The following is a 12,359-nucleotide window of genomic DNA, read 5'->3' on the forward strand; positions in this document are numbered from 1 at the left end:
CCGCCCAAGCGCCCAAATTGTCGTGCGTTATAGGGACCACGCAGAAAGGTTCAAGGGGTATCGGAAACAGAAGCGAAATTGCCGCTTTCCCCCCTTTCCCCTGCCAGAGTATTCTCTATATCGCCCTTCACGGCAAAAGAGGATGCAGTTGCGTATTCGTTTTGATCAGGGACCAGCCGGTCGCGGAACCCGGTTTCAGCGCCCGTCTCGGATTATCCGCGCGGATACGGCGGAGGACGTGCCCCAGGCTCTGGCGGCGCTGGATGAGGCGCGCGCGCGCGGGGCCTGGCTGGCTGGCTATGCCAGTTATGAACTGGGATATGTGCTTGAACCTCGGCTGATCAATCTTTTGCGGGACTCGCGTCGGCTTCCCTTGTTGTGCTTTGGAGTTTACGGCGCGCCGGATCGGGTTTCTTTACCGACACCCGCAGGCGAGGTGCGCGCGTTTCAGCCGCGCTGGGACGAGGCGCGCTATGGCGAAGCCTTTCAAGTGGTGCATGATGCCATCGGTGCCGGTGATATCTATCAGGCGAACCTGACCTTTCCGATTGACCTGACCGTCTCGGGCAGCAGTGAAACCCTTTATGCGGCACTGGCAGCGGGGCAGCCCGTTGGGCATGGCGCGCTGGTGCAGCAGGTCGGGTTACCGGATTTGCTCAGCCGCTCGCCAGAGTTGTTCTTCCGCACAGACGCGGATGGAAAGATCGAGACACGACCGATGAAGGGCACCCAGCCGCGCAGCGAAGACCCGGACGAGGATATGCGGCGCCGGGCGTTTCTGACCACGGACGAAAAGAACCGGGCGGAAAACCTGATGATCGTCGATCTTCTGCGCAACGATATCAGCCGTGTCGCGTTGCCCGGTTCCGTTCATGTCCCTGAACTGTTCAAGGTGGAAACCTATGCGACAGTGCATCAGATGGTTTCACTTGTCCGTGCCCAGTTGCTCAAATGCGCAGGGCTCAGCGATATACTGACGGCTCTGTTTCCCTGCGGCTCGATCACGGGCGCCCCCAAAATTCGCGCCATGGAAATTCTGGCCGGGCTGGAACCCTGGCTGCGCGACATCTATTGTGGCACCATCGGCTGGGCCGCGCCTGATGGCCGGTCCGAGTTCAACGTGGCCATCCGTACGCTGATGCTGGAAGACGATCAGGCCACCCTGAACGTGGGCGGGGGCCTTGTCTGGGACAGCACCGCCCCGGCAGAATATGAGGAGGCGCTATGGAAAGCCCGCTTCGCCCGCCAGCTGAGCCTGATTTCCGCCTGATCGAAACGCTGGCGTTTCGGCCAGGTCAGGGCTTTCTCCGAAAAGACCGTCACCTTGCGCGCATGGCCCGAACCGCTGCGGCCTTTGGCCTTCCCTTCAACCCGGATTCAGCGACCGCCGCGCTGGATGGCGCGTTGGGCGACACCCCCTTGCGGTGCCGCCTTACACTGGACGCATCGGGTGCATTCGAATTGACCACCGGGGTTCTGGCCAGCAACCCTCCGGTCTGGCGCATCGCCCTGTCTGATCAGCGACTGGCTTCCAATGATCTTTGGCTGCGTCACAAGACAAGCCGCCGCGCCCTTTATGACAATACTCGCGCCGCGCTGACGGATGGCATAGACGAGGTGTTATTCCTGAATGAGCTTGATGAGCTGTGTGAGGGCACCATCAGCAACCTTTTCGTCGAAAAACAGGACGGTCGTATTCTGACACCTGCGCTGTCCAGCGGTCTGTTGCCTGGCATATTGCGCGAAGAAATACTGGATAAAGGAACGGTGTCTGAGGCCGTGCTGACCTTGAGCGATCTAAAAAACGCACAAACTGCCTACATGGGCAATTCATTGCGCGGGCTGATCCGGGTGGAGCTGATAGACACGTGACCAAAGACAGCACGATGGTCGGACCGCCAGATGCATTGCCGCGGTTAAGGGTTGAGTTCGGCTTGTTCTATGTTGTCCTGCCGCTGATCATCGCGGTTTTGTTTCCACCGAACTGGATGTTTCCGGCTCTGTTTGCCCTGACCGGGCTGGGGATCACGCTGCTGCATTGGACACCGGGCTTTCAATGGGCCGAGTTGCGCTATGATTGGGCCAACTGGTCGCTTCGCGAAGTTGTGCTGTTTACCGCTTTCATGTCCGTGTTTTGCGTTGGGCTGATTCAGGTGACACGCCCCGACGCCGCGTTTTTTCTGCTAGTACACCGCCCTGAGATGCTGGCGTTTATCTGGATCGGTTATCCTGTTTTGTCTGCACTGCCACAGGAACTTCTGTTCCGCCCACTGTTCTTCCGTCGCTATCACGCGATCCTGCCAGAAGGGCGCGCGGCTTATGTGCTGAATGCTGCCATCTTCTCGTTCGCGCATCTGATGTATTGGAGTTGGATTGTCGCCCTCATGACATTTGCGGGCGGGCTGCTGTTTACATGGGCCTACAGGCAGCGCGGTTCGTTCTTCTACGCGGTGCTGCTGCACGCGATTGCGGGCAATATCATCTTTGCGGTCGGGCTGGGTGCCTATTTCTACTCAGGCAACGTGCAAAGGCCGTTTTGACAGGGCGACCCGCCTTGACTTTCCGGGCCTGACAGGGTGTATCGGCGCGACGAATTCTGCGCCCGAAGGGATATGATCCATGCACGCCTATCGCAGCCACACCTGCGCCGCACTGACCGCCGCTAATGTCGGTGAAACCGTTCGCCTGTCCGGTTGGGTGCATCGGGTCCGAGATCACGGGGGCGTCCTGTTCATCGACCTGCGCGACCATTTCGGCGTAACCCAGATCCTGTGTGACGGCGACAGCGCCGCTTTTGCTGCGCTTGAAAAGGTGCGTTCCGAATGGTGCATCCGCATCGACGGAACCGTCAAGGCGCGTGCCGCCGAACTGGTGAACCCGAAACTGCCCACCGGTGAGATCGAGGTTTACGTGCGCGAACTGGAAGTTCTGGGGGCCGCCGAGGAACTGCCGCTAATGGTGTTCGGCGATCAGGAATACCCCGAGGAAACCCGCCTGCGCTATCGTTACCTCGACCTGCGACGCGAGGCGATGCAGCGCAACATGACCTTGCGCTCGGACGTGGTGGCCTCCATGCGCAAGCGTATGTGGGATCAGGGGTTCCGCGAGTACCAGACGCCGATCATCACCGCGTCCTCACCCGAAGGCGCGCGTGACTTCCTTGTGCCGTCGCGCCTGCATCCGGGTAAGTTCTACGCGTTGCCGCAAGCCCCGCAGCAGTTCAAGCAGCTGATTATGGTGTCGGGTTTCGACAAGTATTTCCAGATTGCGCCCTGCTTCCGCGACGAAGACCCGCGCGCCGACCGCTCACCCACCGATTTCTACCAGCTTGACCTCGAGATGTCCTTTGTCGAGCAGCAGGACGTGTTCGACACGATCCAGCCCGTTTTGACCGGTGTGTTCGAAGAGTTCGGTGGTGGTCGCAAGGTCGATCAGGACTGGCCGCAGATTTCCTACAAGGATTCGGCGCTGTGGTACGGCACGGACAAGCCCGACCTGCGGAACCCTATTAAGATGCAGGTGGTCTCTGACCACTTCCGCGGGTCTGGTTTTGCTATTTTCGCAAAGCTGCTCGAACAGGAAGGCACCGAAATTCGCGCTATCCCCGCGCCAACCGGTGGCAGCCGCAAGTTCTGTGACCGCATGAACGCCTTTGCCCAGAAAGAGGGTCTGCCCGGTATGGGCTACATCTTCTGGCGCGATCAGGGCGAAGGGATGGAAGCCGCAGGCCCGCTGGCCAAGAACATCGGCCCCGAGCGGACCGAGGCTATCCGTCAGCAATTGGGTCTGGGTGTCGGCGATGCGGCGTTTTTCCTGGGCGGCAAGCCGAAAGCCTTTGAAAAGGTTGCAGGCAAGGCGCGCGATGTGATCGGCGACGAGCTTGGCCTGACCGAGAAAGACCGCTTTGCCTTTGCCTGGATCGTTGATTTCCCGATCTACGAGCAAGACGAAGAAACCGGCGCGATCGACTTTGAGCACAACCCGTTTTCGATGCCGCAGGGCGGCATGGAAGCGCTACAGGGCAATCCGCTGGATGTGCGCGGGTATCAGTATGACCTCGCGTGCAATGGATATGAGCTGGTGTCGGGTGCGATCCGGAACCACAAGCCGGAAATCATGCTGAAGGCCTTTGAACTGGCAGGCTATGGCGAGGATGAAGTGAAATCCCGCTTTGGTGCTCTGTTCAACGCCTTCCACTACGGTGCGCCGCCGCACGGTGGCTGCGCTGCTGGGATCGACCGGATCGTGATGCTGTTGGCGGATGAGGCCAATATCCGCGAGGTCATGATGTTCCCGATGAACCAGCGGGCCGAAGATCTGATGATGCATGCGCCGTCAGACCCGACCTCGGATCAGCTGATGGAACTGGGCTTGCGCCTCATCCCGCAGGACTGAACGAGAGCCGCCCGCATCAAGCGGGCGGTTTAATTTTGGTGCCGGTGCGTATTCGCCGGTCAGTCCAGTGGGTTGTTCAAATCGCCTCGGTTGACACGAATTGAGCGTGCAGTCTGCCGTGTTTGGCGATAGACCCAGATGCACAGAAGCGTTGCAGTGATGAAATAAGCTGCAATCACGTCAAATCGCCTTTCTTTGTTCCAAACGGTTCTGCACCATGCCGGCGACCTGCGCTGCCTGCGCGGTGATCGGTGCGCCGTTCGCCCGTGACAGCGCCAGCTTTCGGGCGGCTTCTGCCAACGGTCTGTCATCGGCTTCCCGTGCGACCCCTTGCAGGAACTGGGCGGCGTAATCCCATGTGCGATGATCGTTGGGCCCGGTTAGGACATCGGCGATATGCGCCATGTCGTCCTGATAAGCCATCGGGTCGGGGCGGATGACTTCGTCGCGAACCGAGTGGAGCCCGCTTGGGCGTCGATCCTCGGGCAGGCGCTCCAGAATGGACTTCTGAAAATAAGACAATGATTTTATCGGCTTGGACAGAAATCCATCCGCCCCGGCTGCGTGGGCCAGACCTTCGGTGGCGTCATCGCCCGACAGGCCCATGATTACGCTGATCCGTGGTGAAGCGTCGGCCAGTTCGGCGATCAGGTCAGCTCCGGATCCGTCAGGCAGGCCCATATCGACCAGAATGACCGACGGGCGATAGATCTGCAGGTGTCGCCGTGCCGATTTCAGGCAGTCAGCGCGTCGGATACGTGCACCGCTATGCAGGCACATCAGGCGGATCGCATCGCAGGCATATCGGCTGTCTTCAACAACCAGAATTGTCTGTCCCAGCAAGGGCCGCGTTGCGGTGGGCGTGGCGGCGGTGGTGGCAATGAGGCCCGAATCGTCCATGGCAGCTCTCCTATCCAGCAGATGCTTCACGCTAGGAACTTCTGGCTAACACGACGTTAACGCGCGATTTGGCGCACTTGTTCTTTCGCAGAGCAGCCCCCATAACCCACGCAACGCAGGACATCAGGAGTGAGACATGATTGGACGTCTGAACCACGTTGCCATCGCCGTACCCGACCTTGAGGCGGCATCCGAGCAATACCGCAATGCGCTGGGCGCCAAGGTTGGCGCGCCGCAGGACGAACCGGATCATGGCGTCACGGTTGTGTTCATCGAACTGCCCAACACCAAGATCGAACTTTTGTACCCGCTGGGCGACGACAGCCCGATCAACGGGTTTCTGGAAAAGAACCCGGCAGGCGGTATTCATCACGTATGCTATGAGGTCGACGACATCATCGCCGCCCGTGATCATCTAAAAGCGACTGGCGCCCGTGTTCTGGGGTCGGGGGAGCCCAAGATCGGCGCGCATGGCAAGCCGGTGCTGTTCCTGCATCCCAAGGACTTCAACGGCTGCCTTGTCGAGCTGGAACAGGTTTGATCCGCAAAACCCGGAGGGCCTGAAGTGACCATTACCGCTGCATTGGTGCTGTTCGCCGTCATCTGGTTTATGACGTTGCTTGTGGTTCTGCCCATTCGCATCAAAACTCAGGGTGACCTGAACGATATCGTTCCGGGCACCCATGCGGGCGCGCCGGAAGTCCATCATCTGAAGGCTAAGATGTGGATCACCACCGCCATTGCAGTGGTTTTGTGGGCTATCATTGCCGGGATCATCATATCTGGTGCAATTTCAGTGCGGGACTTCGACTGGTTGAACCAACTGGAGCCGCGCTAATCTGTGTCAGACCTTTTGGCCTGACACAGCATGAAAAATATGGGTGAATGTCGCCGCGCCAAGGATCGGGATCACCAGATTCAACATCGGTATCGACAGCGGAATGGCCATCAGCGTTCCAGCGACCCAGATCGTGGTCGAATGCCTGGCCCGCAACTGGCGTGCGCCATCCCGCCCGATCCGGCGCATTGCAGCCAGCGTGAAGTATTCTCGCCCCAACAAGAACCCGTTCATGGCCCAGAAGATGAAGGGCGCAAACGGGGTGAAGATCGCATAAAGGATCAGCGCCAGCAGGTTTGCGACAATCAGCACGCCAAGAAAGCTGAGGCCGTCCATCAGGGCCTCTGACACCGGGATGCGTCGTGCAGGTGGTAAGGCTGGAAAATGCTTGTCCTCGACCGCCTGTGCCACTTCGTCCAGAAAGATCGATGTGATGGCTGACGCCACCGGCACCATCAGGAAAACAGGCAGGATCAGGACGAGAACGATACCTGAATAGTTCAGAACGTCGTTCAGCCATGGAACTGCGCCGACGAACGGCAGAGAGATTTCACTGCCCGACAACCAGTTGATCAAACTGATCGCACCCGCACAGGCAAGACCCAGCAACAGGATGGTCAAACCTACACCGCGCAGCAGAACGGCGCGGAACTTAGGATCTCCGATCTGGCTTAGCGCGCTGAAGAAGGCGTTCAGGATGATCATTCTGTGATCCATTCCGTTATGGCCGTCACATCGGGCCGCGGGCGCTCGGGTGGGGCTGTTCCTTCGGTGGCGATATGTATCAGCCCGGCTACGCGTTCGTTGTCAGCAAGCCCAAAGGCGTCGACGCAGAAGTCGTGGTCATGGGTTTGCCAACCCGATAGCCAGTTTGCACCCCAGCCTGCGGCCAGCGCGGCATTCAGCAGGGCCAGACAGACCGCGCCCGCTGAATAGGTTTGTTCAATCGCGGGTATTTTCTCGGACGGTTTTTGTACTTCGATTACGGCTACGGCCAGATGTCCCATGTCAAATTGGCTGCGTGCTTTTGCAATATCTTCCGGACTTTTCTTAAGTCTTTGCCCGCAGGTCTCGGTCAGGGTTGCCAGTCTTGCCATGGCCCCCTGTTCCAGAACGATAAATCGCCAGGGTTCCAGTTTTCCGTGATCGGGGCTGCGTGCTGCGGCCGTCAGCAATGGCAGCAATTCCTCCCGGGTCGGAGCCGGGGCAACCAGTGTCTTGGCAGGTCGGGACCGGCGCGACTGCAAAAACTCCAGAGCAGCGGGGTTTTTCATGGACATATGTTAACTTCCTTTACATCACGTCTCTGTATCTTGGTCGGCATGCCGAGGGTTTCAAGGGCGCGGCGACGGATCGCGTGGATCAATTTCATTCCACCGCCCATCATGCAAGACTATTGAGGGAAGGGGCGACAATGGCGAAATCCAAACTACGAGATCTGCCGGATCTCAGCGCGCAGGCGCACGCCGGGACAACGTTTCATCTGAAAGTAACTCCCAAGGCTGCACGCGACCGGGTGGTTGTGGAAGACGGGCAGATCAGGGTATTTGTCACGGCACCGCCTGACAGTGGTAAAGCCAACCATGCGGTTCAGGTAATTCTTGCGAAATGTCTTGGCGTCGCGCCTTCGACACTGTCACTCAAGCAGGGGCAAACTTCGCGCAGCAAGGTTTTTGTCTATGCGCCCTAAGATCCCGTTTCACGGATCTGGTAAACTCCCTCGGGCAGGTCCAGCGCTGCGGCCAGATCGCGGACCTGTTCCGGCGACAAGGTGATCTTTTGCACCTGTTCGGTTCGCGGATCAAACTGTTCCAGCGTGACGCATTCGGCGAAATTGTTGATCACAACATCTTCCTGCAAAGGTTTTTCACCTTCGTCCACAAGCGTTATGACCGTCGAGTCGAATTCATGCTCAATCGAAAACATAACGACAGAGTGCAAGCCGTCGACGCGCAATGCAAGACGTTCGTTTCAAAGCCTTGTGTGGTCACGCCGAACGGCACGTACTATGTTGAAATCACGGTCAGACCGAGCCGAAGGATGTAACATGCGCAGACGCTTTGTTTTGGTGCTTCCCCTGCTGCTTGCGGCCTGTGCGGAAGGTGGATTGCGCGTGCAACCTGCTGCGGATTGGCTGGGTGAAGGGCCGGGTTCTGAGGATGTTGCCCAGACCTTTCGCGAAGTCAGTCAGAACATCGGGGCCGAGGCCCGTAGCCAGTGCTTGAAGCAATCAAGACCTCAGAGATGCGATTTCCGGATTCTCGTTGATCTGAACCCACGTGCGCCAGCCAATGCGTTTCAGACGTTGGACGACCAGCGGCAACCCACCATCATTTTTACCCTTGCGATGATCCGTTCCGCGCAAAACGCAGATGAACTGGCTTTTGTCATGGGGCATGAGGCGGCCCATCACGTGCTGGGGCACATCGCACGGCAAAGCGAAAATGCCAGCGCAAGCGCCACCGAGTTCGGAAAGGCCGAGAAGCTGCGCGGGGGCGACGCCGCCGACATAGAAGAGGCTCAGAAAGTGGGTGCGCAAGTTGGTGTTCAGGCTTATGTAAAGGCTTTTGAGCTTGAAGCTGACGAGATGGGCACGATCATTACGCATAACGCGGGCTACAACCCGCTGATTGGGGCAAAGTTCTTTGATCGGATTCCGGATCCCGGCGACAGGTTTCTTGGCACCCACCCGCCAAACGCACAGCGCGTGCACATCGTGATTGAAACCGCGGCGCAACTGGGACTGACGCAATGACCGATCTTGTGCGCCTTGGCGTGATTTTGACGGATCGCGGGTCGAAATATGCGGTATCTGGCTCGCCTGTGGCGTCACGCGCGGACGTTGACGCGGTTTTGGACCAACTGAAGTCCGATAAATCCTATGCCAAGGCCACACATAACACCTGGGCCGCCTCTTTGCCGACCGGCGCGCTGAAGGCTGATGACGGGGAGAGCGGCGCTGGTATGGTAATCCTGCGGATGATCGAACGTGCAGGGCTGGACAATCACGTGATCATCGTCACCCGCTGGTACGGAGGCAAAAAGCTGGGTGGGGACCGTTTTCGCCGCGTTCAGGATGCAACCCGGGCCTATCTGGACCACATCGGCGCCCAATCTTGACCTGTATCAAAGTCTGACCTTCCGGATGCGCTAGGATTTCGTAAAGCGCGAAAGGGAAAGGATACAGCATGCCCACCCGAGAGTCCTTGCGGCTTCATGCCGGATTGGTGGACGATATGGCCAGAATGCTGGACATCGATCTTGAGGAAGCAGCCATTGGCGGCAAGCTATCTGTCGACCAGATTTCTGACGCAGTTCTGCGATGTACCGATTGTCCGAATCCGGATCATTGTCAGGATCTGCTTAAGAAAATGGCGACCGCTGGGCGGACACCTGAATATTGCCGTAACCAGGAGTTACTGCACAAATTGATGCCTTAACTGTCAGGTTCGCCATGCCACGTCTCGGTGAAATCATGGCCCACCTGCGCTTGGTACTGCGGATGGGCGAGGTCACAGGAACCGACCTGGCCGCAGCCTATCGGGACGGTCACCTGAAACATGAGGATTGGGCCGAGATCGTGCAGCAATGCCGAGGCTGTGCCTGGGCCAGAACCTGCCCAGAGTGGCTGGAACGGCGCGAACAGATTGATCATGCCCCATGCACATGCCCGAACCGTGAGCGTTTCAAGGCCATCAAAGCTTTGCAAGCGGAGGACGCGTGATGCCTCGGGATATTCTGGGTGAGGTCGAAAAGCACTTTTGGTTGACGCGCTCTGTCTCGCGAAGCATGGGAATTTCACTGAGCGAAGCCATGGCCGAAGGGCGGCTGTCGCCCGAAGAATACGCCGAACTGGTCACGCGCTGTCGCGCATCGGGTTGTGATGCGCAATGCACCAGCTGGCTGGCTCAGCGGCAGCATCCAGCGGACACGGCCCCGGATTTCTGTGCAAATTCAGAGACACTGAACAGATTAAAAGGTTGATCAAAGGTCTTTATGCGTTCCATCGCATAGCGGCGCGTTTGCACTGTGTTTGCACCCGCAAAAGTAGACCTTTTTGCTGGTCTCGGCCGTGTATTTCACCGGTTCGAACCCGCTACCTTTATGTGAGCCATCGCAAAAGGGTTGCCGGTTCGACTTTCCACACGCGCACCAGAAATAGGTTTTCCCTTCGACAACCTCGACTGAAAAAGGGGTTTTCTGGGCAATAACGGGTGTGTCTGACATGTGGCTTCTCCGTCTTTGGCTGAAACGTCGCACAGTTTAGGACGATGCAGACAAAAAGGTAGCTGTAATGCCGCAAGGATCATCATTTGGGCTTCGAACTGGCATGGAATCGCTCTTCCTCACGAGGAAGTGACCGTTTCAGTTGCCAGATTGCCGTTCAGCCCGTACTCTGGAAACGGCCCGAAAAGCTGGGCAATATCAGAAAAGTAATAGAGGATTGACGGACATGAAACTGAAACTTGCAGCCGTTGGCGCATTTGCTCTGGTCCTGACCGCTTGTGCGCAGCAGGAAGAACCGACCCCTGTTTACGTACAACCCGACTACGACAAGTATGGCTCGGCCAGCTGCTCGGCAGGCTATGAACTGGCAACAACCGAAGCAGGTCAGACTGTCTGCAACCCGGTTTCTCAGTAAGCTTATCGCAGGCGGTCTGATTGCGGACCGCCTGCACCATTTTCAGGAATTATCGCCGCCATTCATGGCGGTTTATTTCTACCTGCGCTGTAAGGGGTAACTATTCACCCGAGGGCATTATGGGCAGGTTACTGGCGTCAAACGGGTTTCCCCCACAGATCGTATTCCCCCGCCTCGTCCACTTCGACCGTGACGATATCGCCGGGTTTGAGGCTTTCGAAGCCCTCGTCAATGAACAGGTTGCCGTCGATCTCGGGCGCGTCCGATTTGGTGCGGCAGGTGGCGGCTTCGTCATCCACTTCATCGACGATTACTTGAAGCGTTTGTCCGACTTTAGCTTGCAACTTGGCTTCTGAAATGGCCTGGGCCTTTTCCATGAAGCGATCCCACCGCTCTTGCTTGATTTCGGCCGGGACGTGATCGGGCAGGTCGTTTGAGCGCGCACCATCCACGTTTTCGTATTGAAAACAGCCGACACGATCCAGTTGCGCCTCGTCCATCCAGTCCAGCAGGGTTTGGAATTCGGCCTCGGATTCACCCGGATAGCCAACGATAAAGGTCGAACGCAGGGTGATATCGGGGCAGATTGCGCGCCAGGCCTGAATTTCGTCCAGAGTTTTGGCCGCTGCGGCGGGGCGTGCCATCCGTTTCAGAACATCCGGGTGGGCGTGCTGGAATGGGATATCCAGATACGGCAGTATGTTGGACCCGGCATCCGCCATCAGGGGGATCAACTCGCGCACATGAGGATAGGGATAGACATAGTGCAGCCGCACCCAGGCATCCAACTGACCCAGTTCTCGGGCCAGATCGGTGATGTGGCTGCGCACATGGCGGTCTTTCCACGGGTTCACATCGTATTTCCGGTCCAGCCCATAGGCAGACGTGTCCTGTGAGATTACCAACAGTTCGCGCACGCCGCTATCGACCAGCTTTTCCGCCTCGCGCAGAACCGCATGGGCCGGACGGCTGGCCAGTTTTCCTCGCATATCGGGGATGATGCAGAACTTGCATTTGTGGTTACAGCCCTCGGAAATCTTCAGATAGCTGTAGTGGCGGGGGGTCAGTCGCACACTGCTGGCGGGCAGCAGATCGACGAACGGGTCAGGGTCAGGGGGAACGGCGGCGTGAACCGCATCCAGTACCTGTTCGTACTGATGCGGACCGGTGACCGCCATGATGCGGGGGTGGTGTTCGCGGATGTAATCCGGTTCGGCCCCCAAACAGCCGGTGACGATGACCTTGCCGTTTTCAACCAGTGCCTCTCCGATTGCGTCCAGCGATTCCGCCTTGGCGCTGTCGAGGAACCCGCAGGTGTTCACAATGACGGCATCGGCCCCGGCATAATCGGGCGAAATGCCGTATCCTTCAGCACGAAGCCGGGTCAGAATGCGTTCGCTGTCGACCAAAGCTTTTGGACAGCCCAGCGACACCATACCGATCGTCGGCTGGTTTGAACGGGGTGTCTCGGTGATCCGGGCGGCCGGAGCCAGGTCAGGGCGGAGGTTTGGCGGGTTCGTCGTCATGGCGCGGCATATAGTGGGGAAAGCTTCCCCTTGCAAATGTGACGTGCGATTTGAATGA

At 58.2% G+C, this 12,359-nt stretch carries 19 protein-coding genes; 13 read left to right on the plus strand and 6 right to left on the minus strand.

The features are described 5' to 3' along the window. Positions 1 to 142 precede the first annotated feature (142 nt). From ACR0CE_RS05440 to aspS, 4 genes are all read left to right on the plus strand, one after another. Positions 143 to 1,270: an aminodeoxychorismate synthase component I gene (locus ACR0CE_RS05440; protein ID WP_480831321.1), complete on the plus strand. Its 1,128-nt coding sequence runs from the start codon at positions 143 to 145 to the stop codon at positions 1,268 to 1,270. Then, positions 1,225 to 1,872, plus strand: a complete 648-nt coding sequence (locus ACR0CE_RS05445; RefSeq protein WP_480831322.1) for an aminotransferase class IV family protein — start codon at positions 1,225 to 1,227, stop codon at positions 1,870 to 1,872. The genes ACR0CE_RS05440 and ACR0CE_RS05445 overlap by 46 nt, the downstream gene beginning before the upstream one ends. Beyond that, entirely contained in the window at positions 1,869 to 2,540 is a 672-nt protein-coding gene (locus ACR0CE_RS05450) for a CPBP family intramembrane glutamic endopeptidase (RefSeq protein ID WP_480831324.1), read from the plus strand. Before ACR0CE_RS05445 ends, ACR0CE_RS05450 begins: the two co-directional genes overlap by 4 nt. 79 nt (positions 2,541 to 2,619) lie before the next feature. After that, positions 2,620 to 4,395 (plus strand): aspartate--tRNA ligase, encoded by a 1,776-nt coding sequence (gene aspS, locus ACR0CE_RS05455; protein ID WP_480546128.1) that lies wholly within the window; start codon positions 2,620 to 2,622, stop codon positions 4,393 to 4,395. Positions 4,396 to 4,575: 180 nt separating this feature from the next. On the opposite strand, the gene ACR0CE_RS05460 is transcribed toward aspS, so the two are convergent. Beyond that, positions 4,576 to 5,295, minus strand: a complete 720-nt coding sequence (locus tag ACR0CE_RS05460; RefSeq protein WP_480505952.1) for a response regulator — start codon at positions 5,293 to 5,295, stop codon at positions 4,576 to 4,578. Between the two features lie 136 nt (positions 5,296 to 5,431). Here ACR0CE_RS05460 and mce point away from each other — a divergent pair, with 136 nt between their 5' ends. Beyond that, a complete protein-coding gene (gene mce / locus ACR0CE_RS05465; RefSeq protein ID WP_480519118.1) occupies positions 5,432 to 5,836 on the plus strand; it encodes a methylmalonyl-CoA epimerase in 405 nt (134 codons plus the stop codon). Between the two features lie 24 nt (positions 5,837 to 5,860). After that, positions 5,861 to 6,133 (plus strand): DUF1467 family protein, encoded by a 273-nt coding sequence (locus ACR0CE_RS05470; RefSeq protein ID WP_480487606.1) that lies wholly within the window; start codon positions 5,861 to 5,863, stop codon positions 6,131 to 6,133. Positions 6,134 to 6,139: 6 nt separating this feature from the next. On the opposite strand, the gene ACR0CE_RS05475 is transcribed toward ACR0CE_RS05470, so the two are convergent. Both ACR0CE_RS05475 and ACR0CE_RS05480 read right to left on the minus strand, forming a co-directional pair. Continuing rightward, a complete protein-coding gene (locus ACR0CE_RS05475; RefSeq protein WP_480831326.1) occupies positions 6,140 to 6,838 on the minus strand; it encodes an EI24 domain-containing protein in 699 nt (232 codons plus the stop codon). After that, entirely contained in the window at positions 6,835 to 7,413 is a 579-nt protein-coding gene (locus ACR0CE_RS05480) for a nitroreductase family protein (protein WP_480831328.1), read from the minus strand. Before ACR0CE_RS05480 ends, ACR0CE_RS05475 begins: the two co-directional genes overlap by 4 nt. A 134-nt stretch (positions 7,414 to 7,547) precedes the next feature. Here ACR0CE_RS05480 and ACR0CE_RS05485 point away from each other — a divergent pair, with 134 nt between their 5' ends. Next, positions 7,548 to 7,823, plus strand: coding sequence for a DUF167 domain-containing protein (locus ACR0CE_RS05485; RefSeq protein WP_480482204.1), 276 nt, complete (start codon positions 7,548 to 7,550; stop codon positions 7,821 to 7,823). Here ACR0CE_RS05485 and ACR0CE_RS05490 read toward each other — a convergent pair. Continuing rightward, the gene (locus ACR0CE_RS05490; RefSeq protein ID WP_480539288.1) at positions 7,820 to 8,059 is read right to left on the minus strand and encodes a hypothetical protein; all 240 of its coding nucleotides are present in this window, start codon (positions 8,057 to 8,059) and stop codon (positions 7,820 to 7,822) included. The two genes, ACR0CE_RS05485 and ACR0CE_RS05490, sit on opposite strands and share 4 nt — an antisense overlap. A 121-nt stretch (positions 8,060 to 8,180) precedes the next feature. Here ACR0CE_RS05490 and ACR0CE_RS05495 point away from each other — a divergent pair, with 121 nt between their 5' ends. From ACR0CE_RS05495 to ACR0CE_RS05515, 5 genes are all read left to right on the plus strand, one after another. Next, on the plus strand, positions 8,181 to 8,888 hold the full coding sequence (locus tag ACR0CE_RS05495; protein ID WP_480831330.1) for a M48 family metallopeptidase: 708 nt from the start codon (positions 8,181 to 8,183) through the stop codon (positions 8,886 to 8,888). Beyond that, positions 8,885 to 9,253, plus strand: a complete 369-nt coding sequence (locus tag ACR0CE_RS05500) for a YigZ family protein (protein WP_480831332.1) — start codon at positions 8,885 to 8,887, stop codon at positions 9,251 to 9,253. The genes ACR0CE_RS05495 and ACR0CE_RS05500 overlap by 4 nt, the downstream gene beginning before the upstream one ends. A gap of 68 nt (positions 9,254 to 9,321) precedes the next feature. Next, positions 9,322 to 9,573 (plus strand): DUF6455 family protein, encoded by a 252-nt coding sequence (locus ACR0CE_RS05505; protein ID WP_267366457.1) that lies wholly within the window; start codon positions 9,322 to 9,324, stop codon positions 9,571 to 9,573. A gap of 14 nt (positions 9,574 to 9,587) precedes the next feature. After that, a complete protein-coding gene (locus tag ACR0CE_RS05510) occupies positions 9,588 to 9,857 on the plus strand; it encodes a DUF6455 family protein (protein ID WP_267366459.1) in 270 nt (89 codons plus the stop codon). Beyond that, the gene (locus ACR0CE_RS05515; RefSeq protein WP_480539282.1) at positions 9,857 to 10,117 is read left to right on the plus strand and encodes a DUF6455 family protein; all 261 of its coding nucleotides are present in this window, start codon (positions 9,857 to 9,859) and stop codon (positions 10,115 to 10,117) included. Before ACR0CE_RS05510 ends, ACR0CE_RS05515 begins: the two co-directional genes overlap by 1 nt. Here ACR0CE_RS05515 and ACR0CE_RS05520 read toward each other — a convergent pair whose 3' ends face one another. Beyond that, positions 10,118 to 10,360, minus strand: a complete 243-nt coding sequence (locus ACR0CE_RS05520) for a CDGSH iron-sulfur domain-containing protein (RefSeq protein WP_480539280.1) — start codon at positions 10,358 to 10,360, stop codon at positions 10,118 to 10,120. Positions 10,361 to 10,586: 226 nt separating this feature from the next. On the opposite strand from ACR0CE_RS05520, the gene ACR0CE_RS05525 reads away from it, so the two are divergent. After that, positions 10,587 to 10,775 (plus strand): hypothetical protein, encoded by a 189-nt coding sequence (locus ACR0CE_RS05525; protein ID WP_209504738.1) that lies wholly within the window; start codon positions 10,587 to 10,589, stop codon positions 10,773 to 10,775. 137 nt (positions 10,776 to 10,912) lie between these two features. Here the strand turns inward: ACR0CE_RS05525 and rimO are convergent, their stop codons facing one another. Then, the gene (gene rimO, locus ACR0CE_RS05530; RefSeq protein WP_480831334.1) at positions 10,913 to 12,301 is read right to left on the minus strand and encodes a 30S ribosomal protein S12 methylthiotransferase RimO; all 1,389 of its coding nucleotides are present in this window, start codon (positions 12,299 to 12,301) and stop codon (positions 10,913 to 10,915) included. Positions 12,302 to 12,359 lie beyond the last annotated feature (58 nt).

This window comes from Ruegeria sp. L11 (assembly GCF_056531755.1).